General features: G+C 45.5%; 20 protein-coding genes. 12 read left to right on the top strand and 8 right to left on the bottom strand.

Going from position 1 to position 24,241, the window contains the following annotated elements; translation table 11 throughout:
- The first annotated feature begins 204 nt into the window (after positions 1-204).
- Complete coding sequence (locus BVU_RS19810; protein ID WP_012055962.1) at positions 205-2,697, top strand: SLBB domain-containing protein; 2,493 nt, start codon at positions 205-207, stop codon at positions 2,695-2,697.
- Positions 2,698-2,704: 7 nt separating this feature from the next.
- The gene (locus BVU_RS19805) at positions 2,705-3,844 is read left to right on the top strand and encodes a Wzz/FepE/Etk N-terminal domain-containing protein (protein WP_005843152.1); all 1,140 of its coding nucleotides are present in this window, start codon (positions 2,705-2,707) and stop codon (positions 3,842-3,844) included.
- 176 nt (positions 3,845-4,020) lie between these two features.
- Here the strand turns inward: BVU_RS19805 and rfbC are convergent, their stop codons facing one another.
- From rfbC to BVU_RS19790, 3 genes are read right to left on the bottom strand one after another with little or no spacing between them, the layout of a single operon-like run.
- Positions 4,021-4,590 (bottom strand): dTDP-4-dehydrorhamnose 3,5-epimerase, encoded by a 570-nt coding sequence (rfbC, locus tag BVU_RS19800; RefSeq protein ID WP_005843153.1) that lies wholly within the window; start codon positions 4,588-4,590, stop codon positions 4,021-4,023.
- Positions 4,590-5,477 (bottom strand): glucose-1-phosphate thymidylyltransferase RfbA, encoded by an 888-nt coding sequence (gene rfbA / locus BVU_RS19795; RefSeq protein WP_005843154.1) that lies wholly within the window; start codon positions 5,475-5,477, stop codon positions 4,590-4,592. Before rfbA ends, rfbC begins: the two co-directional genes overlap by 1 nt.
- 35 nt (positions 5,478-5,512) lie before the next feature.
- Positions 5,513-6,916 (bottom strand): undecaprenyl-phosphate glucose phosphotransferase, encoded by a 1,404-nt coding sequence (locus BVU_RS19790; RefSeq protein ID WP_005851494.1) that lies wholly within the window; start codon positions 6,914-6,916, stop codon positions 5,513-5,515.
- Positions 6,917-7,029: 113 nt separating this feature from the next.
- Between BVU_RS19790 and BVU_RS19785 the strand changes: the two genes are divergently transcribed.
- From BVU_RS19785 to BVU_RS19775, 3 genes are all read left to right on the top strand, one after another.
- On the top strand, positions 7,030-8,094 hold the full coding sequence (locus tag BVU_RS19785; RefSeq protein WP_005851496.1) for a mannose-1-phosphate guanylyltransferase: 1,065 nt from the start codon (positions 7,030-7,032) through the stop codon (positions 8,092-8,094).
- Positions 8,095-8,269: 175 nt separating this feature from the next.
- Positions 8,270-9,352, top strand: a complete 1,083-nt coding sequence (gene gmd, locus BVU_RS19780; RefSeq protein WP_012055961.1) for a GDP-mannose 4,6-dehydratase — start codon at positions 8,270-8,272, stop codon at positions 9,350-9,352.
- Positions 9,352-10,428, top strand: coding sequence for a GDP-L-fucose synthase family protein (locus BVU_RS19775; RefSeq protein ID WP_012055960.1), 1,077 nt, complete (start codon positions 9,352-9,354; stop codon positions 10,426-10,428). The genes gmd and BVU_RS19775 overlap by 1 nt, the downstream gene beginning before the upstream one ends.
- Positions 10,429-10,622: 194 nt before the next feature.
- Here the strand turns inward: BVU_RS19775 and tpx are convergent, their stop codons facing one another.
- The 5 genes from tpx to BVU_RS19750 all read right to left on the bottom strand — a co-directional run bounded on the left by tpx (position 10,623) and on the right by BVU_RS19750 (position 15,972).
- Entirely contained in the window at positions 10,623-11,126 is a 504-nt protein-coding gene (gene tpx / locus BVU_RS19770) for a thiol peroxidase (RefSeq protein WP_005851502.1), read from the bottom strand.
- Between the two features lie 68 nt (positions 11,127-11,194).
- Positions 11,195-11,821: a DedA family protein gene (locus BVU_RS19765; RefSeq protein ID WP_005843160.1), complete on the bottom strand. Its 627-nt coding sequence runs from the start codon at positions 11,819-11,821 to the stop codon at positions 11,195-11,197.
- Positions 11,822-11,828: 7 nt separating this feature from the next.
- Positions 11,829-13,346 (bottom strand): tetratricopeptide repeat protein, encoded by a 1,518-nt coding sequence (locus BVU_RS19760; protein ID WP_012055959.1) that lies wholly within the window; start codon positions 13,344-13,346, stop codon positions 11,829-11,831.
- Positions 13,347-13,356: 10 nt separating this feature from the next.
- A complete protein-coding gene (locus BVU_RS19755; protein ID WP_005843162.1) occupies positions 13,357-15,096 on the bottom strand; it encodes a glutamine--tRNA ligase/YqeY domain fusion protein in 1,740 nt (579 codons plus the stop codon).
- A 57-nt stretch (positions 15,097-15,153) separates the two neighbouring features.
- Positions 15,154-15,972 (bottom strand): PstS family phosphate ABC transporter substrate-binding protein, encoded by an 819-nt coding sequence (locus tag BVU_RS19750; RefSeq protein WP_008671314.1) that lies wholly within the window; start codon positions 15,970-15,972, stop codon positions 15,154-15,156.
- Positions 15,973-16,239: 267 nt separating this feature from the next.
- Here BVU_RS19750 and pstC point away from each other — a divergent pair, with 267 nt between their 5' ends.
- The 7 genes from pstC to BVU_RS19715 all read left to right on the top strand — a co-directional run bounded on the left by pstC (position 16,240) and on the right by BVU_RS19715 (position 23,913).
- Entirely contained in the window at positions 16,240-17,427 is a 1,188-nt protein-coding gene (gene pstC, locus BVU_RS19745) for a phosphate ABC transporter permease subunit PstC (protein ID WP_005843165.1), read from the top strand.
- 97 nt (positions 17,428-17,524) lie between these two features.
- Positions 17,525-18,412, top strand: a complete 888-nt coding sequence (pstA, locus tag BVU_RS19740) for a phosphate ABC transporter permease PstA (protein ID WP_005843166.1) — start codon at positions 17,525-17,527, stop codon at positions 18,410-18,412.
- A gap of 97 nt (positions 18,413-18,509) precedes the next feature.
- Entirely contained in the window at positions 18,510-19,262 is a 753-nt protein-coding gene (gene pstB / locus BVU_RS19735) for a phosphate ABC transporter ATP-binding protein PstB (protein WP_005843167.1), read from the top strand.
- 203 nt (positions 19,263-19,465) lie between these two features.
- On the top strand, positions 19,466-20,167 hold the full coding sequence (gene phoU, locus BVU_RS19730) for a phosphate signaling complex protein PhoU (protein ID WP_005851515.1): 702 nt from the start codon (positions 19,466-19,468) through the stop codon (positions 20,165-20,167).
- A gap of 401 nt (positions 20,168-20,568) precedes the next feature.
- Positions 20,569-23,142, top strand: a complete 2,574-nt coding sequence (locus tag BVU_RS19725; protein ID WP_005851517.1) for a DUF5686 and carboxypeptidase-like regulatory domain-containing protein — start codon at positions 20,569-20,571, stop codon at positions 23,140-23,142.
- Between the two features lie 110 nt (positions 23,143-23,252).
- Entirely contained in the window at positions 23,253-23,546 is a 294-nt protein-coding gene (locus BVU_RS19720) for a nucleotidyltransferase family protein (RefSeq protein WP_032938776.1), read from the top strand.
- Entirely contained in the window at positions 23,539-23,913 is a 375-nt protein-coding gene (locus BVU_RS19715) for a HepT-like ribonuclease domain-containing protein (RefSeq protein WP_005843171.1), read from the top strand. Before BVU_RS19720 ends, BVU_RS19715 begins: the two co-directional genes overlap by 8 nt.
- Positions 23,914-24,241 lie beyond the last annotated feature (328 nt).

Here is a 24,241-nt window from a genome sequence, read left to right as displayed (position 1 = left end):
GCAGACCTTTTTTAAGAAGGAGGGCTGTGCAATGAAGTCTGAATGAATTCTGCTAACGGATTATTAAAGAATAAACGGCTGTACACCGTCAGGTGGCAGCCGTTTTTATATTTGTTAGAGGGATATTTATGAAATAATACTCGCCTATATCGAAAATAATATCTACCTTTGCGGCTGCTAAATTACTAAGTTTATTGAATTTATATGATAAAAAAACTATTATCCGTACTGGTCTTAGTTTTTGCCCTCTCGGGTTCTGTGCTTGCACAGCAATCTATGAGTGACCAACAGGTGTTGGAATATGTGAAGACGGGCATGCAACAAGGAAAAGACCAACGTCAGATTGCTACAGAGTTAGCCCGTAGAGGAGTGACACAAGAACAGGCTAAGCGTGTAAAGAAACTTTATGAACAGCAAAATGGGTCTGCTGATAAAGACGCAAATGCAACGATGCAAAATCGGAACCGTTTGCGTGAAAAGACAAAGACGCAGGAAGATATCTATGTAACAGAGAATTTTACTTTCGACCAACGTCCGGCTGCGGGCAGAGTGGTAGGGAAGAACTTGTCGGACAGTGTTTCTGCCAATCGCTATTACGAGGGGATGGGCATGGGCGATATGGAAGAAATGCAGAAAGATAAGGTGTACGGACGGGACATTTTTGAAACCAGAAACCTTACATTCGAGCCGAGTGTGAATCTGGCTACTCCTCCTAATTACCGTCTGGGGCCGGGTGATGAGGTAATCATTGACATCTGGGGTACAAACCAGGCCACCATCCGCGATAATGTATCTCCGGACGGATCTATCACGATCCCCGATTTGGGATTGATTTATCTGAACGGCATGACTATTGCCGAAGCCAACCAATATTTGCGTAAAGAACTGAATAAGATTTATGCAGGGCTTGATAATGAACAGAACCCGTCCTCACAAATCAAGGTTACTTTGGGAAACAGCCGGACGATCCAGGTGAACGTGATGGGGGAAGTGTTCCAACCGGGAACTTATGCATTGTCTTCTTTCTCTACCGTGTTTCATGCACTGTACCGTGCCGGTGGCGTGAGCGATATCGGTAGCTTGCGCAATATACAAGTAGTGCGCGGAGGACAGAAAATCGCTACCGTAGATGTGTACGATTTTATTATGAAAGGTAAAATCAATGATGATATCCGCTTGCAGGAAGGCGATGTGATCATCGTTCCTCCATACGAGGCGTTGGTTAGCATAGAGGGTAATGTGAAACGCCCCATGAAATACGAGATGAAAAACAACGAAAGTGTTGCCACGTTGTTGAAGTATGCCGGTGGATTTTCGGGGGATGCCTATACCCGTTCTCTCCGCATGATTCGTCAAAACGGAAAGGAGTATCAGATTTATACGATTGATGATATTGATTATTCCGTATTCCAGGTAAAAGATGGTGATGCGCTGACTGCTGAAGCTATTCTGGACCGTTTTGAGAACAAGCTTGAAATCAAGGGGGCTGTCTATCGTCCGGGCATTTATCAGTTCGGAGGAACCTTGAATACAGTCCGCCAACTGGTGGAAAAGGCTGAAGGCCTTATGGGTGATGCCTTTACAGGACGTGCGGTGTTGCATCGCGAGCGCGAGAATCTGAAGAAAGAGGTTATTCAAGTAGATATAAAAGGCATCATGGACGGTACTGCACCCGATGTACCTTTGCAGCGTAATGATGTGCTTTATATTCCCAGTATTCATGACTTGGAGGATGTGGGAAGCGTCATGGTGTATGGTGAGGTTGCCCGTCCGGGTGAGTTCGCTTTTGCCGACAATACGACTTTGGAGGATATTATAATCCAGGCTGGCGGATTGATGGAGTCGGCTTCTACCGTCCGTGTGGATGTTTCCCGCCGTATCAAGGATAGCAAAGGTACGGAAGCGGTTTCCACCATAGGACAAATGTACTCGTTTTCTCTGAAAGACGGTTTTGTGATAGACGGAGAACCGGGTTTTGTGTTGCAGCCATACGATCAGGTATATGTGCGTAAGAGCCCTGCTTATCAGGAACAGGTGAATGTGCAGGTGACCGGTGAGGTTTTGTATGAAGGTGATTATGCGCTGACAGAGAAGAGCGAACGTCTTTCCGATTTGATCAAGAAGGCAGGTGGAGTGACTCCGTTTGCTTATATCAAAGGGGCCCGTTTAAGCCGTCGTATCAATGCCGATGAACGCAAACGTATGGAAATGGTTCTGGATATGGCCAAGACTGGAAAGGACTCCATTGATGTCAACCGGCTGGATTTGGGAGATATCTATTATGTGGGTATCGATTTGGAAAAAGCGATGCTTAAACCCGGCTCCAGTGCGGATATCGTATTGCGTGAGGGGGATGTGATTGAAATTCCCGAATACAACAACACGGTACGTATCAGCGGGGCTGTGATGTATCCCAATACCGTTTCATTTGAAGATGGCAAGACGTTGAAATATTATATAGAGCAGGCCGGAGGTTATGGTTTCCGTGCGAAGAAGAGCAAGGCGTATATTGTATATATGAACGGTCAGGTGAAGAGAGCGAAGAAGGGTAGCCGTGAGCTGATCCAGCCGGGCTGTGAGGTGATTGTTCCGGTGAAGGAAAAGAGCAACTGGTCTTTGCAGAACACCTTGTCCATAGCAACCACCAGTGCGTCGTTGGCTACTATGATTGCATCTATTGCTAATATCTTAAAATAGAAACAGTATGGCGGAAGATAAGAATTATACGAATAATACGGAAAGACCACGGGAAGACGAGGAGTTGGAAATTGATTTGATGGAGTATGTCCGTAAGTTGTGGGCTGCCCGAAAGATGCTGCTGAAGGTTGCCGGAATAGGTGCTATTGTAGGGGTGATTATCGCTTTGAGTATTCCCAAGCAATATACGGTGGAAGTGACATTGTCTCCCGAATCCGGTAAAAGCGGAGGGGGGAGCCTGTCGGGAATGGCTGCCATGCTGGGGATCGGAGGCATGAGTCTGGGCAGTGAGGCGGATGCGTTGAACGTATCTCTTTTCCCGGATATAGTAGCGTCTACTCCTTTCATTCTGGAACTGTTTAATGCACATGTCACCACGTTGGACGGTGAGGTGGATACTACTTTTGTAGCTTATCTCGATGAGCAGAAAGCTCCGTGGTGGGGTGCTGTTATGGGATTGCCCGGGGCGGCTATAGGCGGGGTGAAATCTCTCTTCTCCGATAAGGAAGAGGAAGAAGGGAACAGGCTGGATCCTTTCCACCTGACAGAAGATCAGGCGAAGAAAGTGGAAGCCATGCGTAAGGCGATTACTGCTGATGTGGATAAGAAAACCGGCATCACCACAGTGACGGTGACTTTGCAGGACCCGATGGTTACGGCCGCCATTACAGACACGGTAGTGGTGAAGCTTCAGGAGTATATCACAGCGTACAGGGTCTCCAAAGCCCAGCAGGATTGTGCTTATCTGGAACAATTGTATAAGGAACGCCAGCAGGAGTATTATGTAGCCCAGCAGAATTATGCCAATTACATGGATGCCAACAAGGGGGTTGTCCTTCAAAGTGCTTTGACGGAGAGAGAACGGTTGCAGAATGATATGAATCTGGCATATCAGGTGTATAGCCAGGTGGCTACCCAATTGCAGGTGGCACGGGCCAAAGTACAGGAGGCCAAACCTGTATTTGCCGTTGTGGAACCTGCCAGTGTGCCGTTGCTGCCTTCGGGAACCAGCAAGAAGGTGATTCTTGTCGGATTTATTTTCCTGGCAGTGGCGGGCGCTTCCGCATGGATCTTGTTCGGACGTGAATTCTTTGAAAATCTGAAGGCAGGACTTAATGCTCCTCAGGAGGGGATGGAGAAGAAGTGATATAAAGATATTGACCTATAAAAACAGGGTGCATCTCTTTCGTAGGAGGTGCACCCTGTTTTTATAGGTCAATCTTCGGAAATGTTGTCCTGAACGTTACGATAGTCCGGTGTGCAGTTTTCGGCTTCTTTAATTTCACTGGCGAAAACCGGACAAACGCAGAATCAAAACTGCCTTTAATATAAACTTTGATTAAAGTCGAAATCCGTTTGATAGTCTTTCAATCTCGGATGTTTCTTGTCCTTGTCGGACAAAATAACCTTGTCGGCCGGAAGTCGCCAGTCTATGCCTAGATCGGGGTCGTCCCATGCGATTCCTCCTTCGCTTTGCGGAGCATAATAATGGTCACACTTGTATTGGAACAACACCTCGTCACTTAGTACCGCAAAGCCGTGTGCGAATCCGCGGGGGATAAAAAACTGCCGGTGATTCTCTCCGGTCAATTCTACGGCCACATGCTTTCCGAAAGTGGGAGAACCTTTCCGGATATCTACAGCCACATCCAGTACCGCTCCCTTGATCACACGCACCAGTTTGCTTTGTGTGAAAGGAGGTTTCTGGAAATGCAGGCCGCGTAATACACCATAAGTGGAGAAACTCTCATTATCCTGTACAAATGTAGTCCTGCATACTTTTTCTTCAAATTCACGTCCCGAGAAGCTTTCAAAGAAATACCCTCTTGCATCATTAAAAATACGGGGTTCCAAAATGAAAACCCCGTCTATTGCTGTTTTTATAACTTCCATTATTCTAATCCCAGTTCTTTTATAACTTTCAGTAAATATTGTCCGTATTGGTTTTTAAGCATCGGCTGGGCCAGTTCCTGCATCTTTTCCGGGGTAATCCAGCCTTTTCTCAAAGCTATGCCCTCAAGGCACGCCACTTTCAGCCCCTGGCGCTTTTCAATGACTTCGATGTAGGTACTTGCCTCGGCCAGCGAGTCGTGAGTACCGGTATCCAGCCATGCGAAACCTCTGCCCAATGTCTGTACTTTCAATTCCTTGTCCTGAAGAAATTGCTGGTTTACGGTGGTGATTTCCAGTTCTCCCCGTGCCGAAGGCTTGATATTCTTGGCTACTTCCACCACCTTGTTGGGATAGAAATAGAGTCCCACCACGGCATAGTTGGACTTAGGTTGGGCAGGTTTTTCTTCAATAGAGAGACAATTGCCATCCTTGTCAAATTCCGCTACGCCATATCTTTCGGGGTCACTGACCCAATAGCCGAATACCGTTGCTTTCTTGTCCTCTTCGGCAGCACGTACGGATTCTCTCAACATGGCGGACAGGCCGTTGCCGTGGAATATGTTATCACCCAGTACAAGGCAGACGGAATCATTTCCGATGAATTTCTCGCCGATGATGAAAGCCTGAGCCAGTCCGTCGGGCGAAGGCTGTTCCGCATATTCAAAGCGTACTCCGAAATCGCTTCCGTCTCCTAACAGTCTTTTGAAGCTCGGTAAGTCGTATGGGGTGGAGATAATGAGTATTTCCCGTATGCCGGCCAGCATAAGTACCGATATAGGATAATAAATCATGGGTTTGTCGAAGACAGGCAGCAGCTGTTTGGATACTCCTTTGGTAATAGGATAGAGGCGCGTGCCCGAACCTCCGGCTAGTACAATACCTTTCATATCTTTTTATTTTTTATATGTCCCTACGATTTGGATTAATAGGCGTTTTTCTCGCCCCGGAACATGTTGGTTACTGTTTTTATCATGATGCGGATGTCGAGCAGGAAAGTCCAGTTCTCAATATACCACAAGTCTCTTCTTACCCTGCCTTCCATTTGGGAAAGTTCTTTGGTTTCTCCCCGGTAGCCGGTGACTTGCGCCCATCCGGTAATTCCGGGTTTGACAAGGTGGCGCATCATGTATTTGTTAATCAGTTGGGAATATTCCTCTGTATGTTTCAGCATATGGGGTCTGGGACCTACAATGGACATCTCTCCTTTGAATACATTAATGAATTGCGGCAGTTCGTCCAGATTGCTTTTACGCAGGAAGTTGCCGAACTTGGTCTTGCGGGGATCATTCTTGGTAGCCTGCAATGAATCGGACAATGCATTCACTTTCATGGAACGGAACTTATAGCATTTAAAGATTTTCCCGTTTTCCCCGTTTCTCTCCTGTTTGAAGAATATGGGACCAGGTGAGGTAATTTTAATAATAAGACCTACAATCAGGTACATAAATGGAAAAATTGTAAGTAAAAACAGAGAGGAAAATGTCAAATCAAATAACCGTTTTGCCAGTCTGTTTACCGGGTTCTGCAACGGCTCGGTACGGATGGACAATACAGGAACTTCACCCAATAATTCCAGTTGCAGCTGACGCTTTATGTAATTACGTACATGAGGTACGCTATAGAAGCGGATCAGATTGTTCTCGCAATAGTTCATGATGGCCAGAATATCATCCTTTCTGCTGGATGGCAGACCACAGTACAGTTCGTGCACGGTGTTATGGGATAACCATTCAAATAATTGGTTTACAGGACCTTTAAAGGGAATCCCTTCGGGGTAATTAGAGTCCTTCTCATCATAGAAAATGCCTAAAACCCTGTATCCGTAAGTCAAATCGTTCAACGTATGGTACAGCTCCACCATATTGTCCCCGTCGCCTATCAGTACAGTGGTGTGCAGGTTCCTGCCACTGCGGCGGAACATTTTCACAAAGAACCGCAATGTCAGTCGCCATCCTATAGCTAAAGGTATGAAAGACAGATAGAAAGCAAGCAGATAGATGCGTGAGAAGTTATCTACCTTAATAATGGCCAGCACCGTGAGGAAGATGACTACATGCAAGCTGATTGTTCCTAACAGGCGGCCTACAATCTGTTCCGGACGCACTATGCGGTTGTGCAGTATGACCCCAAAGATGGATATGCAGGGAATATAGCACAGGTTGGAAGTCAGCAGGTAGGTTTTCAATGAAATATGGGCTATGGCCTGTGAATCTATTCCTTTCAGAATAAAAAACACAAGTATCATAGAAAGGTTCAACAAGGCAAAATCACCTAATATCGCTACTAGTTTAATTATATCAGAGTTTTCAGTTGTCGGTTGTTTCATGACAAAAAAAATGTTAGTCGTATGCAAATATAGGACATATAAATTAAAACGCAATACTTTTTTTAAAAAATAATACTTATCTTTGCGGTCATACAACGTAAAAAATGAATCATATGAACATCAAGAATAATCACCTCGTTATAATGGCCGGAGGTGTTGGAAGCCGTTTCTGGCCGATGAGTACTCCTGATTATCCTAAGCAATTTATTGATGTACTGGGTTGCGGCCGTACATTGATCCAACTTACGGCTGACCGTTTTCAGGGGATCTGTCCTCCGGAAAATATTTGGGTGGTGACATCAGAGAAGTATGCGGACACTGTAAAGGAGCAGTTGCCCGATATTGCTGATGATCATATCCTGCGTGAGCCTTGCCGTCGCAATACGGCTCCTTGTATAGCATACGTCAGTTGGAAAATAAAGGCACGTAATCCTAAGGCCAATATGGTGGTGACCCCCAGCGACCACATTGTGATGAATATCGCGGAGTTTCAGCGGGTGATTAATTCGGCGATGAATTTTACGGCCGATTCGGACGCTATCCTTACCCTGGGCATGAAACCTACCCGTCCTGAGACGGGCTACGGTTACATTGAAGCTGATCTCAGTGTACCTTCTACCGCCAATAAGGAGGTATTCCGGGTGTATTCTTTTAAAGAGAAACCCGATCTGGAAACAGCCCGGCGCTATATTCAAAAAAATAATTTCTTCTGGAATGCCGGTATTTTTGTGTGGAATGTAAATACGGTGGTGAACGCCCTGCGCGTATATCAGCCTGCCATTTCGAAGGTGTTCGAGCGTTTGCTTCCTTATTATTATACGGACAAGGAGCAGGAAATGATTGACCGGAATTTCCCTTTGTGCGAGAACATTTCGGTGGATTATGCCATTATGGAGAAGGCGGATGAGATTTTTGTCCTTCCTGCCAGCTTTGGGTGGAGTGATCTGGGTACTTGGGGATCATTGCACGAGAATTTGCCGAAAGATGCCCATAATAATACGCAGATAGGTGAGAATATAAAGTTGTATGAAACCCGTAACTGTGTGATTCACACTACACAGGAAAAGAGGGTGGTGGTACAGGGACTGGACGGATATATCGTTGCTGAGAAGAATAACACATTGCTGATCTGCCGGTTGAGCGAGGAACAGCGCATCAAAGAATTTTCGGCGGAGTAAATATTCTTTCTTGTATATATTTTATTTCTGCATACATGGAGTGTATGCTGTCTGTCATCTGCTGTTCTGTTGGGTCATTCCGCCCTTTGCCATGCCGAAAGGCAGATAGCAGTAGATAGCTATGTGATATGAAATAACCAAGAGGGCTTGCATAAGGCCATTTACAATAAACGAAATGAAAAAAGTAGCTTTAATTTCAGGTATTACAGGTCAGGACGGTTCATTCCTGGCAGAGTTTTTGATTGAAAAGGGATATGAGGTTCACGGTATTCTGCGCCGTTCTTCTTCATTCAATACCGGTCGTATCGAACATCTTTATCTGGACGAGTGGGTTCGTGATATGCAAAAGACCCGTCTGGTGAATCTGCATTGGGGGGATATGACCGACAGTAGTTCGCTGATACGTATCATTCAGGCTGTACAGCCCGATGAAATCTATAATCTGGCTGCTCAGAGCCATGTGAAAGTAAGTTTCGATGTACCCGAGTACACAGCGGAAGCGGATGCGGTAGGCACGCTGCGTATGTTGGAAGCGGTCCGTATTCTGGGCCTGGAAAAGAAGACCAAGATTTATCAGGCATCGACTTCCGAATTGTTCGGACTGGTACAGGAAGTGCCTCAGAAGGAAACGACTCCCTTCTATCCCCGTTCTCCGTATGGGGTGGCCAAGCAGTATGGTTTCTGGATTACCAAGAACTATCGTGAAAGTTACGGTATGTTTGCCGTGAACGGCATCCTGTTCAACCATGAGAGTGAACGCCGTGGTGAAAATTTCGTAACACGCAAGATTACTTTGGCTGCCGCACGTATAGCCCAGGGATATCAGGACAAATTGTATCTGGGAAATCTGGATTCTTTGCGCGACTGGGGCTATGCCAAGGATTATGTGGAGTGTATGTGGATGATTCTTCAGCACGATACTCCCGAAGATTTTGTCATTGCGACCGGCGAATACCATACGGTGCGCGAGTTCTGTACCCTGGCCTTCAAGGAAGTGGGCATTGAATTGCGCTGGGAAGGCAAAGGGGTGGATGAAAGAGGTATCGATATGGCGACGGGCAAGGAACTGGTTGCCGTCGATCCTAAGTATTTCCGTCCCGCCGAAGTGGAGCAGTTGTTGGGTGATCCCACTAAAGCCAAAACGTTGCTGGGCTGGAATCCCCGTAAGACTTCTTTCCCCGAACTGGTGAAAATCATGGTGAAGCATGATATGAAGTTCGTGAAGAAACTGTATTTAAAGGCTCAAATAGCAGAATAATGGAAAAAACAGCCAAGATATATGTAGCAGGCCACCACGGACTGGTGGGGTCTGCTATATGGAATAATTTGCAGCAAAAGGGATATACCAATCTGGTAGGCCGTTCTCACAAAGAACTGGATTTGCTGGACGGGCAGGCTGTGAAGAAGTTTTTTGATGAAGAGCAGCCCCAGTATGTCATTCTGGCAGCGGCACATGTGGGAGGCATCATGGCGAACAGTCTTTACCGTGCCGATTTTATTTATCAGAACTTGCAGATTCAGCAGAATGTGATAGGGGAGAGTTTCCGCCATGATGTAAAGAAACTCTTGTTTTTGGGAAGCACTTGCATTTATCCTCGTGATGCCGTACAACCCATGAAGGAAGATGTGTTACTGACTTCTCCCTTGGAATATACCAACGAACCGTATGCTATTGCGAAGATTGCCGGGTTGAAGATGTGCGAAAGCTTTAACTTGCAATATGGAACCAATTACATAGCCGTGATGCCTACGAACCTTTACGGTCCCAATGATAATTTCCATTTGGAGAACAGCCATGTGCTGCCTGCCATGATTCGTAAGATTCATTTGGGAAAATGCCTGAATGAAGGGGACTGGGACGCGGTGCGTAAAGATATGAATCTTCGTCCCGTAGAGGGGATAGACGGTTCGCATACGGATGAGGAGATTCTCTCCATTCTGAAAAAGTATGGTATAACCGGGCAGGAAGTAACTTTGTGGGGAACAGGCAAGCCGTTGCGTGAGTTCTTATGGAGTGAGGAGATGGCTGATGCCAGTGTCTATATCATGGAGCATGTGGATTTTAAGGATACCTATGCTGCCGGCTCCAAGGATATCCGCAACTGTCATATCAATATCGGTACGGGGAAAGAAATCACCATTGCCCAACTGGCGGACAAGATTGTCAAGGAGGTGGGTTATCAGGGCAAACTGACTTTTGACGCTACGAAACCGGACGGCACTATGCGTAAGATGACGGATGTAAGCAAATTGCACCGGCTGGGCTGGCAGCATAAGATTGATATAGAAGAAGGGGTACACAGAATGTACCAATGGTACTTGTCTAAAGGATGAAGATGTAAGATTATAGATCTTGCGGGCATAAGATTATAAATCTTTCACATGCAAGATTATAGATCTTTCAAGCATGACATATAAAAATTTCCGGCATAACTTTCAAGAAGCTATGCCGGAAACTGCCCTAAAAACTATGTGGATAGATTGTAAAAATCTTCTGCCGTTTTCTTTATTCTTTCGGGAAGCATTTTTTATTTTACCGCTTTCAGTGCGGCCTCATAATTCGGTTCCTGGGTTATTTCGGGAACAAGTTCGGTATAAACCACTTTTCCTTCCGGGTCAATCACTACAACCGAGCGTGCCAATAATCCAGCCAAAGGACCATCAGTCATCAATACACCATATTTTTCAGCGAAATCGGAAGTATAGCGATAATCAGACAAAGGAATAACGTTGGTGATGCCTTCAGTAGTGCAGAAGCGTCCCTGGGCGAATGGCAGGTCTTTAGAGATTGCCAATACCACCGTATTGGGCTGGTTTGCAGCCAGCTGGTTGAACTTGCGTACGGAAGTAGCGCACACGCCGGTATCCATACTGGGGAAAATGTTCAGAATCAGATATTTGCCCTTCCCGTCTTTTAATGTATAATTGCTCAAATCTCCTTTTACCAATGTAAATTCCGGAGCTGAAGTTCCTGCTTTCACAAATTCTCCGGCTAGTGTTACCGGTGTGCCTTTAAATGCTGTTTTTGCCATAATTTTATTATATTTTAGTTCGATACTGTAATGATAACAAATTTAAATGGAAAAAAGTTCATTCTTTTTTATTTTCTTCCTTTATAAATCAGGAAACCTACTATTAAAACGCCGATAGCTATAAAGCAATATCCTAACTCGTGGCTGTATTCGGTGACGGTACTCAATAACTGCTCTTCGGGAACCACTGATTGCAGATAGTAACCGATGGCTGCCAGGATGGCATTCCAGATACCTGCTCCCAGCGTTGTGTACAGCAGGAAAGTGGATAATTTCATCTTGGCCAGACCGGCAGGAATGGAGATAAGCTGGCGGACGGCAGGAATAAGACGTCCGATAAAGGTGGAGAGTGCCCCATGCTTGTCAAAGTAGTGTTCCGCGTTCTGAACCTTGGCTTCATCAATCAGGCACATGTGTCCGAAGCGGCTGTTCGCAAATTTATAAACCAGCGGACGGCCTACGAAATAGGCTATATAATAATTGATGATGGCTCCTATATTGGCTCCGATGGTCGCAAATATAACTACCAGAAATACATTCAGGTCACTGTTTCCTCCGGCAGCCTTATAGGCGGCGGGCGGCACTACCACTTCCGAGGGGAAAGGGATAAAAGAGCTTTCGATGGCCATTAATAACGTTATTGTCCAATAATTCAAGTGGTCCAGACACCACTGGATAAATGCAACTGATTCCATAAAATTATTATAAATATTTGTTTAAGTTAATCTTGCCTGTGCTGACATCTTCTTTAATGGCACGCAGCGCTTCATTGAAGTAGGTGTCGGTCATCAGTATGGTATCGCCGGTTCCCATGGTGGCGTACATATCCGGAATTTCTTTTCTGATTTTAGCCAGATAGTGCATGAACGAAGCGGATTCCTGCTGGTGGTAATAACCGTAAGCCAGAAAAAAGTAAGTGGCATCGGCATCCTCCGGAAATTCTTTGTTTATTAGTTCGAAGTACTGGTTGGCATATTCAAAATTATGTTCGTCAAAATATAGAGAGCCGATTTTGAACAGCACATCAAACCGTTCCTCCTTCGGAGTAAACTCCAATGCACGTGTGAATTGATGTTCCGCATTGCGGAGGTTGTTTTCTTGTTCCTCTTCGCTGATATCGCTTTTTTGAGCTTCTATTGTAAAGAAGCGTCCGGCTGCGATACGTATTTCGGCATCATGTTCGTTCAGCTCCAATGCTTGGTTGATATATTTGTATCCGTTTTCGGTATGCCCCAGATAGGCATGACAGAGCGCCGTGTCAGAATATAACTCGGCCAATTCGTAGTCGGTCAGGCCCGATTTCCGGTTTATCAGCTTTTCTATATAGCTGATGGCCGAAGCATGATCCCGCATCTCCAGATAGATTTGTGCCAGTGCCAGATAGGCTTTCGTCTTGTTCTTGCTCACATTGGCCAGACGGAGATAGTAGTCGCAGGATTCCTTTAAATTGCCTGCCTGGTGGTAACCAAATGCTTTCAAAGTCAATGAATCTGTATTTTCATCATCAATGGCTAATGCGAAATCCAAGGCTTCGTTCGCCTCTTCGTATTGGCATTGTTGCAGATGGCATTTCCCCAGTTCGTTCCAATGCTCGATGGAATAGGGATACTCGTTCAGGGTCATGTTCAGGTAGGGGATGGCCAAGTCGGGCTTGTTGAACGTGCTGTAATAATCGCACAGCACATCGCGGAGGCGTTGGTTGGTTTTGGGCAGGGTTTGCATGTCGGAATGAGCAAACAGGCAGTCTACCCATTGTCCGGCATATTCTTCCTGATTGGCGTTGGTATAGTCCTGGATGATATCCAGCAGCGTATCCACTTCGTACTCCTCGTCCATGACCAGTTGTTTGAATATCTCCTCGGCCTCTTCTATGCGGTCCTCCTCCATCAGCATGTCAGCTTGCAGGAACCTGCATTCACGGTCGGTGCTGTTGGCGATGAGTTGCGCTACCACTTTGGCTTCTTCCTTTTTGTTTTGCAGCATCAGGGAGCGTATCCGGAAAACCAGGGCGTCTGTGTTTTCGGGATGTAATTGGAGAGTGAGGTCTATGGCCTTGTCTGCATCTTTATGTCTTCCTTTTAAAGTGTAGTATTCGGCGATATCGATCAGTTCATCAGCTTCAAAATAAGCGGGGGTATGGTTCTCCACCATACCCTCGTATTTTGCCAATGCTTCTTTAAATTCCGGGTCTTCAAAGTAAGAAGACATGTCGTAGTTCATAAGCTTGTTTTTATTTATTGATTTTGCTCCAGGTATCTTTTAAAGATACGGTGCGGTTGAACACCAGATGTTCCGGTGTAGAGTCTTTGTCTACATTGAAATAACCGATGCGTTGGAACTGCAAGTAATCCAGCGGTTTGGCATCGGCCAGATATTTCTCTACATAGCAGTTGGTTAATACATTCAACGAATCGGGGTTGATCATTTCTTTCATGGCTTCCAGTGCGTCGCAGTTCTTTGCTTCGCGGATGGCGGCCATCTCATCACGCGGGTTCTCCACTTTCCACAGGCGGTCGTACAGGCGTACTTCGGCAGGCAGACAGTGTGCGCAGCTTACCCAGTGGATGGTACCTTTGATTTTGCGGTTGCTGCCCGGCATACCTGTTTTGCTGTCGGGATCGTATTCGCAGTATACCTCCACCACGTTGCCGTTGTCGTCTTTCTTGCAGCCTGTGCATTTCACGATGTATCCGCTTTTCAGACGCACTTCCTGTCCCGGAGTCATACGGAAATATTTCTTCGGGGCGTCTTCCATGAAGTCGTCGCGTTCTATCCACAGTTCGCGGCTGAATTCGATGGTGTGTGTGCCTGCCGACGGATCTTCCGGGTTGTTGACAGCTTCCATTTCCTCCACCTGTCCTTCGGGATAGTTGGTAATGATCAGTTTCACCGGATTGATGACTGCCGATACACGGGTGGCACGGCTGTTCAAGTCTTCGCGGACAGCACTTTCCAGCAGGGCGAAGTCATTCAGGGCATCGTAAGTGGTATAACCTATCTTGTCTACAAATTTGCGGATGGACTCAGGCGAGTAGCCGCGACGGCGGAAACCGCAGAGAGTCGGCATACGGGGGTCGTCCCAACCGTTTACCAGATGTTCTTTTACCAGAATCAGCAGGTTACGCTTGCTCATCAAGGTGTAGTTCAGGTTCAGTTTGTTGAACTCATACTGATGAGGACGGTTGTCGTCCAGATCTTTACCCTCTTTTACCCAGTCCACGAACAGGTCGTACAACGGACGGTGGGGTACGAACTCCAGGGTACACAGCGAATGGGTCACTCCTTCAAAATAGTCGCTCTGTCCGTGTGCAAAGTCATACATGGGGTATGCTTTCCAGGTTTCGCCTGTACGGTGGTGCGGAGTCTTTACCACACGATAAATAATAGGGTCGCGGAAGTGCATGTTGGGGCTTGCCATGTCTATTTTGGCACGGAGCACCATTTTGCCTTCTTCTATTTCACCGCTGTTCATTTTGTTGAACAGTTCCAGGCTTTCCTCGATGGGACGGTTGCGGTAAGGACTCTCGGTTCCGGGTTGGGTGGGAGTGCCTTTTTGTGCCGCGATTTGTTCGGAGTTCTGTTCGTCTATATAAGCCTTTCCTTCCTTTATCAGATTGACGGCGAAATCCCATAATTGCTGGAAGTAGTCGGATGCATAATATTCGTTTCCCCACTGGAATCCGAGCCATTGGATGTCCTCCTTGATGGCTTCCACGTATTCCATATCTTCTTTGGTCGGGTTGGTGTCGTCAAAACGCAGGTTACATACGCCACCATAGCGTGCAGCTATCCCGAAATCCAGACAGATGGCTTTGGCATGACCGATGTGCAGGTAGCCGTTCGGCTCGGGCGGAAAGCGGGTTTGTACTTTCCCTCCGTTTTTACCTTCTCTCAGGTCGTTCTCAACTGCCTGTTCAATGAAGTTCAGACTTTTCTTCTCTGTAGCTTCTGTAGCGTTCATTTCAGTCATTGTGATATCAATTTTACACTTTTGCTGCAAAAGTACGCATTCTTTTTGGGATATCCTTTATTTCACAGGAATATATCCACCGTTTTTTATAATATTTTGCCCCTGGGGCGACAGGATATAGTCGATGAACGGGGTTACTTTTTCCTTATTGGCTACGTTGTAATAGTAGTAAAGAGGGCGTACTACGGGGTAAAGTTTCTTCTTTCCGTTTTCAAGGCTGGGCAGTACATAGTGCTTGCCGTCGTCGTAGGAAACGGCGATGGCTTTCACCCGGGGGGACAAGTAGGCCAGTCCCACATAGCCGATAGCGCCTTTGGTCTGGCTTACAGACTGGATCACGGCTCCGGTGGCGGGCATGGACAAGCTGCTGCTCATGTAGTTCTTGTTCTTCAGGGCGCTTTCTTTGAAAAATTCGTAAGTTCCCGAAGAGGTTTCGCGGGAATAGACAATAATTTTCATATCGGGTCCTCCCAGTTGCTTCCAATTGGTTATCTTGCCGCGGAATATGGCTTCCAGTTGCTGGCGTGTCAGTTGGCTGACAGGGTTGGACGGGTTTACAATGACGGCCAGGGCATCATACGCTATGATTACTTCCTCCACTTCCTGTTTGGCGGCTTTCAGTTTCATCTTTTCGCTGAATTTGATGGGACGGGAAGCCATAGCGATATCTGTCGTGTTGTCCATCAGGGCGGAAATTCCCACTCCGGTTCCTCCGCCGGTGACGGTTACCCGCCGGTCGGGATCATCTTTCATGAAAATCTCGGCTGTTTCCTGTGACACAGGCAACACCGTGTCACTGCCTTTTATGCGTTGTGCGGTAATATTCAGACTACAAGCCAATAGAATAAAAAGAAATAGAGCTTTTAATTGATTCATAAGTTCTTATATTAATTCGTGTGCAAAAGAAACGTTTTCTTGTGTCATTTGTTTTACTGGTGTGTTACGATTCTGTTACGGGCAATATTCGCCGGCAAGGGTGGATTGAATCCGTCCTTGCGGGAAAATGGCAATAAGATCAGGATTGTCTTTGCTTGTAACAAGTTTGTAATATAATTGTAGCAAATACTTCAAGCTTCTTTCATATCACCTTAATATAAAGAGGCTTTTTTTGCATCGGTTATTAAAATAGAAGACTAAAACTGTATGAAACGAGTTTGGGAAAAGATTGTAGAAGGGATATTGACTTGCAGCGGTTTTGTAACGAGCATTACTATTTTGCTGATTGTCGTATTCTTGTTTGCGGAAGCTTTGGGACTTTTTAATAAAAAAGTCATAGAAGAGGGATATGTGCTGGCGGTGAATAAAGCCAATCCGGTGCAGGAACTGAGTGCGGCACAAATAAAAGACGTTTTTGACGAAGAGATTACCAACTGGAAAGAGTTGGGAGGACCGGACGCGGAGGTTAAAGTTTTCCGGTTGGAGGATATCACTTCCTATTTCTCGGAGGAAGAGCTGGGAGCCGAATACGAGAAAGCCCCCCGGTGCATCGGCGAGATCGTTGCCGGTAATCCAGGCATCATCGCCTTTGTTCCCTCCAAGTTTATAGAGAAGGATTTTCCGGGCCACCTGCTGAAAGACGAGTCTATTTCTTTTGACGAGGTTTTTGCTGGAAAGGAATGGTTCCCTACGGCTACTCCCGCCCCTCAGTTCGGATTTCTTCCTTTGATTACGGGTACGCTTTGGGTGAGTTTCTTTGCCATCCTGTTCGCTTTGCCTTTCGGCTTGTCGGTGGCGGTGTATATGTCCGAGGTGGCCGACCATCGGACCCGTAGTTTTCTGAAGCCGGTTATTGAATTGCTCAGTGGTATTCCGTCCGTGGTCTACGGTTTCTTTGGGTTGATAGTCATCGTACCGCTTATTCAGAAAGTCTTTAATCTGCCTGTGGGCGAGACCGGATTGGCCGGAAGTATTGTTTTGGCGATCATGGCACTCCCCACTATCATTACCGTAAGCGAGGATGCGATGCGGAATTGTCCCCGTGCCATGCGCGAAGCCAGTCTGGCATTGGGCGCTACCCGTTGGCAGACTATATATAAGGTGGTAATACCTTTCTCTGTTTCGGGAATCACTTCGGGCGTTGTCCTGGGCATCGGACGTGCCATAGGCGAGACGATGGCGGTGCTGATGGTTACAGGAAATGCGGCCGTGATACCCACCACTATTCTGGAACCGCTCCGTACCATTCCGGCGACTATTGCAGCGGAACTGGGAGAGGCTCCAGCCGGCGGCGCGCACTATGAAGCCCTGTTCCTGTTGGGAGTAGTGTTGTTTTTCATCACGATGCTTATCAACTTTAGTGTAGAATATATTTCATCAAGAACAAATAAATAATGTACTGATTTGCCGGTGTGCTAATGATCATGCGGCACACAGCGTAGCCAATGGGTATATGGATAGATTGACAAATGATTAATTAAGTATTTAAAATATGAAGCAAGATGTTTTCCCTGTCGGGCAAGGGGCGCGTAAAAGACGTTCGCAATGGCTGGCATTCGGCATTTTCAAACTGTTGAGTTATAGCATTGTCCTCATTCTGTTCGCCATTCTCGGTTTTATTATATATAAAGGTATAGGAGTAATCAGCTGGGAGTTTCTGACCACGGCGCCCAGTGACGGCATGACGGGTGGCGGTATATGGCCGGCCATTGTAGGTACTTTTTATCTGATGGCGGGCAGTGCGCTGTTCGCTTTTCCGGTGGGAGTGATGAGTGGCATTTATATGAACGAGTATGCGCCGAAAGGCAAGCTGGTCCGCTTTATCCGGATGATGACCAATAACCTGAGCGGTATTCCGTCCATTGTGTTCGGTTTGTTTGGTATGGCACTGTTTGTGAAATACATGGGGTTCGGCGACAGCATCCTGGCCGGTTCTTTGACGTTGGGATTGCTTTGTGTACCTTTGGTGATACGCACCACCGAAGAAGCCTTGAAGGCGATTCCCGACAGCTTCCGTGAAGGGAGTCTGGCTTTGGGCGCGACCAAGCTGCAAACCATCTGGCATGTGATTCTGCCTATGGGGATGCCCAACATCATTACCGGACTGATTCTGGCTTTGGGACGTGTATCGGGTGAAACGGCGCCCATCTTGTTTACGTGTGCCGCTTACTTCCTGCCGCAACTGCCGCATAGCATTCTGGACCAATGCATGGCATTGCCTTATCACCTTTATGTGATTTCTACCAGCGGAACGGATATGGAGTCACAGCTTCCTTTGGCATACGGTACGGCGTTGGTACTGATCCTTATTATTTTAATTATAAACCTGTTGGCAAATGCACTCCGCCGGTATTTTTCCAACAAAGTAAAAACGAATTAATAATTTGTCGGTGTGCCGATGGGTTGCGCTGTGTACCGCACGGACATTGGTACATTAGCACATAGACAAATCAGCAAATTATTAAAACATTAAGAATATGAATAAGATAGATGCAAAACATGTAAATTTTTTCTATGGTGATTTTCAGGCACTGAAAGATATAAGCATGACGATTGAAGAGAAATCGGTGGTGGCTTTCATAGGCCCGTCCGGTTGTGGCAAGTCCACCTTCCTCCGTCTGTTCAACCGCATGAACGACCTCATTCCCGGCTCTCGTCTGGAGGGGGAGATTTTGATTGACGGGAGAAATATATACGACAAGTCCGTGCAGGTGGACGAGTTGCGCAAGAGCGTAGGGATGGTCTTTCAGCGTCCCAACCCGTTTCCGAAAAGCATTTTCGAGAATGTGGCCTACGGTCTTCGGGTAAATGGGGTGAAAGATAATGAGTTTATCCGCCACAGGGTGGAGGAAACCTTGAAAGGAGCCGCATTGTGGGATGAGGTGAAGAATAAGTTGAAAGAGTCTGCGTTTGCCCTGTCCGGTGGTCAGCAGCAGCGGTTGTGCATAGCCCGTGCCATGGCCGTATCTCCTTCGGTTCTGCTTATGGATGAACCGGCTTCGGCACTGGACCCTATCTCTACAGCCAAGGTAGAAGAGTTGATTCATGAGCTGAAGAAAGAATATACCATCGTTATTGTCACCCACAACATGCAGCAGGCCGCGCGTGTCAGTGACAAGACAGCCTTCTTCTATATGGGCAATATGGTGGAATATGATGATACGAAGAAAATATTTACGAATCCGGGCAAGGAAGCGACCCAGAATTATATTACAGGGCGTTTCGGGTAAAGCATTCATCACAGCGTTGCACAGATGGGAGATAAGATAAAGCTGGAACTGATGTGCCACAGCCCGATGCGGGCTTGCTTGCTTTTCAGATCTAATGGTACGGATTTGTCTTTTTATTCTTCTGTCCGGAAAATTAAAATCAGTGTGAATCTGCGCAATCTGCGGTGAAAGAAATAATGATAAACAAAACAAGAATTAAGAATATGGTGAAATTTATAGAATCAGAACTTGTATCACTGAAGAAGGAAGTGAACGAGATGTGGACATTGGTTTACAATCAGCTGGACAGGGCAGGAGAGGCTGTGCTGACCTTTAACCGTGACCAGGCACAGCAAGTCATTGTCCGTGAGAAAAGGGTGAATGCGTTCGAGTTGAAAATAGACAGTGATGTAGAGGACACTATCGCTCTATACAATCCGGTAGCCATTGACCTGCGTTTTGTGCTGGCCATGTTCAAGATAAACAGTGATTTGGAGCGTTTGGGAGATTTTGCCGAAGGCATAGCCCGTTTTGTGGTGAGAAGCGAGGAAACCGTGCTGGATAGTGAACTGCTCCACAGCCTGCGTATAGAAGAGATGCTGAGACAAGTGCTCGGTATGCTCGAAATGACCAAGAACGCGTTGAATGAAGAAAATCTGGAATTAGCCCTCAATGTATTCAGTAAAGATAATTTGCTGGACGAAATCAATGCGGCTGCCCCTGCCGTCCTTACAAAATATCTGGAAACACACCCCGATAATTTCCTGACTTGCCTGGAACTCGGCACCGTTATCCGTAAGCTGGAACGTGCCGGAGACCATATAACCAATATCGCCGAAGAAATTGTTTTCTTCATCGATGCAAAGGTGCTGAAACATCGCGATAAGGTAGATGGACATTTCTTGGGAAAAGAAAAAACTCATTAAAATGCTGTTTTAGTCTATATTTTTGCTACCTTTGTATATATAATGAGGCCGATAAAGATCATTTTGAATAATAATCTGCCAAAAAAGACAGAAAAATCTAAAAACATGTTGTATGGCATAGTTTTTTATTTGGCTGGTTTAAAAAAAGGCTCGATATTTGCATCGTTATCCTGAAAACAATCTTTTTACCTTAAAAAAAAACTAATACCTATTGAAAACTTAAAAAGGGGGCTTTGTGAAAAGACCCCTTTTTTATTTGCTGCATAATGGTTCTTCCGGTGTTAAATTTCACCTATTTATTGGTCAATATGTAAGATTTCTGTATTTATTAGCTTATATTAGCAACTTTCTTTTAAGTTAATGCTTAACTTTGTTCCCTCATAAAAATAGCGGTGAAAAGAATGAAGACAAAATATATCAAGTCGTTTCTACTATTTTTGTTATTAGGATGCTGCATTTCGGTGTCAGCTCAAAATATACAAGGCGTTGTAACAGACTCATTGACGAATGAACCCATACCCTACTTGTCAGTCTTTTATGAAGGAAAAGGCGTAGGAAGTATTACCGATAATGATGGAAATTATAAGGTCGAAACCCGTAAAGGCTGGAATAAACTCACCTTTTCGGCGGTGGGATATGTAACAAAAGTGGTGAATATAATTCCCGGCGTCACCAAGAACCTGAATGTGAGGATGAGACCGGATGATATCATGCTGGACGAAGTGGTGGTGAAGCCCAAACGAGAGAAATACTCCCGTAAGAATAATCCGGCAGTGGAACTGATGAAGAAGGTGATCGCTCATAAAAAGAATAATAAGCTGAGCGAGAACGATTACTATCAGTACAATAAGTATCAGAAGATCACGATGTCACTGAATGATGTGACTCCCGAGATGCTGGAAAAAGGCATGTATAAAAAGATGCCTTTCCTGAAAGACCAGATCGAACTTTGCGAGGAAACCAATAAATTCATCCTTCCTATTTCGGTGGACGAGACCGCTTCGCAGAAAATTTACCGTAAACATCCCAAGAGTGAGAAGACCATTATCAAAGGAATGAGCTCTACGGGGGTGAACGAGCTGTTTGCAACGGGAGATATGCTGAGCACGGTGCTGAAGGATGTATTTACGGATGTGAATATTTACGACAATGATATCCGTCTGTTGCAGTATCCTTTCATCAGCCCTATTTCGTCCAGTGATGCCATCTCTTTTTATAAGTTTTACATTATGGACACCACATTCGTGGACAAGGACAAGTGTTTCCATCTCACCTTCGTTCCCAATAACTCGCAGGACTTCGGTTTTACGGGGCATCTTTACGTATTGGCCGACTCGTCTTATACGGTGAAGAAATGTACAATGAACCTGCCCAAGAAATCGGGGGTGAACTTTGTAGACAATATGGATATTATTCAGGAGTTCGAGCAATTGCCCAATGGGGAGTGGGTGTTGAAAACCGATGACATGATTGTGGAGATGACCTTGATGAAGATCATGCAAGGATTCCAGATACGAAGGACTACCCGTTACTCTGATTATGCCTTCGATGAGCTTCCGCAGCAACTTTTCAAGCGTAAGGGGGCCGAGATCAAAGAGGCGGACGCCATGATGCGCGGAGACGATTTCTGGAATCAATACCGGCCGGTTCCGCTTACGCAGACCGAGAGTTCTATGGATATGCTGGTAAAGCGTCTGGAGCAGATGCCGGGATTCAAATATGTGATTTTTGTATTGAAGGCGTTTATCGAGAACTTTGTGGAAACCGGGACCAAGGAGCATCCCAGCAAGGTAGATATCGGTCCGGTAAACACCATGATCTCCAATAACTATATCGACGGATTGCGTCTGCGTATGAGCGCGCAGACCACGGCCAACCTGAATCCGCATCTGTTCTTCAAGGGATATTACGCTTACGGATTCAAGGATCATCGTTCCAAGTATATGGGTGAGGTGGAATACTCTTTCAACAAGAAGGAATACCTGCCGCGCGAGTTCCCGAAGAACTCCATCACGTTCAGCTATCAGTATGATGTGATGTCTCCCACGGATAAGTTCCTGAAGACAGATAAAGACAACGTGTTCGTATCTTTCAAGACTTCTACGGTAGACCAGATGTCCTACGTGCGGAATATCGCCTTGAAGTATGAGAACGAGACACAGTTTGGCCTGAAGACCACGGTGGAAGTGAAACACAGCACAGACGAGCCTACCGGCGGTCTGGCCTATATAACCAATGATGACCAGAAAACGTTGGTTCCTGAGATTCAGACCATGGAAGCCTCCCTGGCCTTCCGTTACGCTCCGGGTGAGACATTTGTCAATACCAAGCAACGCCGTATTCCGGTTTCTTTTGACGCTCCGGTATTTACGCTGTCGCACACGGCCGGTTTCAAGGGCGTGCTGGGCGGAGAGTATAACTATAACTTGACAGAGATCGGGCTGTACAAGCGTTTCTGGTTCTCGTCATGGGGTAAGATCGACATGTTCGTGAAAGGCGGTGCGCAGTGGAACAAAGTTCCGTTCCCGTTGCTGATCATGCCGGCGGCCAACTTGTCCTATATCCTGCAGCGCGAGACTTTCAACTTGATTAATAATATGGAGTTCCTGAACGACCGTTACGCCTCTCTGGATGTATCGTGGGATTTGAACGGTAAGATTTTCAACCGTATTCCTTTGCTGAAAAAACTGAAGTGGCGTGAGGCTATCGGCTTCAAGATGCTGTATGGTCATTTAACCGACAAGAACAATCCGATGAAGCATCCGGGTGACAGCGAGCTCTTCCTGTTCCCGACCCGTGACGGACGTCCTACCAGCTTTGTGATGGACCCGAAGACCCCGTACATGGAATGCTCTGTGGGTATTCACAATATTTTCAAGATATTGCACATAGACTATGTCCGCCGTCTGAATTATCTGGATCATCCCGATGCGAACAAATGGGGCGTGCGGTTTATGGTGATGATGACGTTCTGATGCAAGGAGAGAACTCCGATGGAGTGTGAAATGAAGAAACCGAGGTAAGAACTTGTATCGTTCAAATAAAAGGTTTATCTTTGTTCCAGTACCTAAAGTTGGTGAAAAGTATGTTATGCTTAGATGAATGTAAGGCAAAGTTAGTTAGTTTCAAACAATGTTTTGGGCATGAGTTTGGAATTAAATCAATTGGTATCTTCGGTTCGGTTGCACGTCAAGAGAACAGGGAAGATAGTGATTTGGATATTGTTGTAGATATTGATAATCCTACTTTATCCACTATGTACACTTTGAAGACTGTTTTGACGGAAATGTTTCATTGTGAAATTGATTTAGTGCGTTTCCGTTCCTCACTGCCTCCATTTTTGAAACAGAATATTGAAAAAGAAGCCATTTATGTATAAAGGAGGACGACTAACCATTTGCGACAGGTTAACCCAGATAAAAGAATCCATTTACTATATACAGCAATGGAGTAAAGAAATAAATTGTGCTGATGATTTTTTAGCCTCCATGGATAAAGTGATGGTGTTCAATGCATGTGTTATGCGCCTTCAAGTAATAGGTGAACAGGTAGGAAAGTTGTTGTTTTTACAACCATCACCGCTTTCTGAATATAAGGAAATTCCTTGGTTGGCTATTTATGATATGCGCAATCTTATTTCGCATGAATATAGTAATGTAGACGAGCAGATAGTATTTACTACTATAAAGAATGACCTTATAGAATTGGATAAGGTTATTACAGTCCTATTGAATAAATATTTGTAAAACTTGAATCTTTTATTGTGATTACGAAATATACCCATCTCTTATTTTCTTATCAAAAGTAAGTTTTCCTATTTTTTAAGCGCTTTTATTGTGTAATACACAATTATAGTGTATCTTTGTGCCCTCAAAAAGTTTCTAAATTCCTTTTATATAAAGGGTAAAGAACCTTTTTTGAGGGTATAAACATGTCTATAAAAAGCAGACAGAAAAGACGTCTTCGGACGAAAGAAACAACAAATAAAAGATTTCAGAAATACAAAATGAAATCTGTGTAAAATACTATTTATCAGCCAGTTATAAACACTGTGCTGATATAGTCTTCCAGTAT

This window comes from Phocaeicola vulgatus ATCC 8482, assembly GCF_000012825.1.
Classification (GTDB): domain Bacteria; phylum Bacteroidota; class Bacteroidia; order Bacteroidales; family Bacteroidaceae; genus Phocaeicola; species Phocaeicola vulgatus.
This window is presented reverse-complemented; position numbering and strand designations above follow the sequence as displayed.

What these genes read in the sequence shown, in the direction of transcription:
- BVU_RS19810 (WP_012055962.1), top strand. Translation starts at nt 205, where the DNA reads ATGATAAAAAAACTATTATCCGTACTGGTCTTAGTTTTTGCCCTCTCG.
- BVU_RS19805 (WP_005843152.1), top strand. Translation starts at nt 2,705, where the DNA reads ATGGCGGAAGATAAGAATTATACGAATAATACGGAAAGACCACGGGAA.
- rfbC (WP_005843153.1), bottom strand. Translation starts at nt 4,590, where the DNA reads ATGGAAGTTATAAAAACAGCAATAGACGGGGTTTTCATTTTGGAACCC.
- rfbA (WP_005843154.1), bottom strand. Translation starts at nt 5,477, where the DNA reads ATGAAAGGTATTGTACTAGCCGGAGGTTCGGGCACGCGCCTCTATCCT.
- BVU_RS19790 (WP_005851494.1), bottom strand. Translation starts at nt 6,916, where the DNA reads ATGAAACAACCGACAACTGAAAACTCTGATATAATTAAACTAGTAGCG.
- BVU_RS19785 (WP_005851496.1), top strand. Translation starts at nt 7,030, where the DNA reads ATGAACATCAAGAATAATCACCTCGTTATAATGGCCGGAGGTGTTGGA.
- gmd (WP_012055961.1), top strand. Translation starts at nt 8,270, where the DNA reads ATGAAAAAAGTAGCTTTAATTTCAGGTATTACAGGTCAGGACGGTTCA.
- BVU_RS19775 (WP_012055960.1), top strand. Translation starts at nt 9,352, where the DNA reads ATGGAAAAAACAGCCAAGATATATGTAGCAGGCCACCACGGACTGGTG.
- tpx (WP_005851502.1), bottom strand. Translation starts at nt 11,126, where the DNA reads ATGGCAAAAACAGCATTTAAAGGCACACCGGTAACACTAGCCGGAGAA.
- BVU_RS19765 (WP_005843160.1), bottom strand. Translation starts at nt 11,821, where the DNA reads ATGGAATCAGTTGCATTTATCCAGTGGTGTCTGGACCACTTGAATTAT.
- BVU_RS19760 (WP_012055959.1), bottom strand. Translation starts at nt 13,346, where the DNA reads ATGAACTACGACATGTCTTCTTACTTTGAAGACCCGGAATTTAAAGAA.
- BVU_RS19755 (WP_005843162.1), bottom strand. Translation starts at nt 15,096, where the DNA reads ATGACTGAAATGAACGCTACAGAAGCTACAGAGAAGAAAAGTCTGAAC.
- BVU_RS19750 (WP_008671314.1), bottom strand. Translation starts at nt 15,972, where the DNA reads ATGAATCAATTAAAAGCTCTATTTCTTTTTATTCTATTGGCTTGTAGT.
- pstC (WP_005843165.1), top strand. Translation starts at nt 16,240, where the DNA reads ATGAAACGAGTTTGGGAAAAGATTGTAGAAGGGATATTGACTTGCAGC.
- pstA (WP_005843166.1), top strand. Translation starts at nt 17,525, where the DNA reads ATGAAGCAAGATGTTTTCCCTGTCGGGCAAGGGGCGCGTAAAAGACGT.
- pstB (WP_005843167.1), top strand. Translation starts at nt 18,510, where the DNA reads ATGAATAAGATAGATGCAAAACATGTAAATTTTTTCTATGGTGATTTT.
- phoU (WP_005851515.1), top strand. Translation starts at nt 19,466, where the DNA reads ATGGTGAAATTTATAGAATCAGAACTTGTATCACTGAAGAAGGAAGTG.
- BVU_RS19725 (WP_005851517.1), top strand. Translation starts at nt 20,569, where the DNA reads ATGAAGACAAAATATATCAAGTCGTTTCTACTATTTTTGTTATTAGGA.
- BVU_RS19720 (WP_032938776.1), top strand. Translation starts at nt 23,253, where the DNA reads ATGTTATGCTTAGATGAATGTAAGGCAAAGTTAGTTAGTTTCAAACAA.
- BVU_RS19715 (WP_005843171.1), top strand. Translation starts at nt 23,539, where the DNA reads ATGTATAAAGGAGGACGACTAACCATTTGCGACAGGTTAACCCAGATA.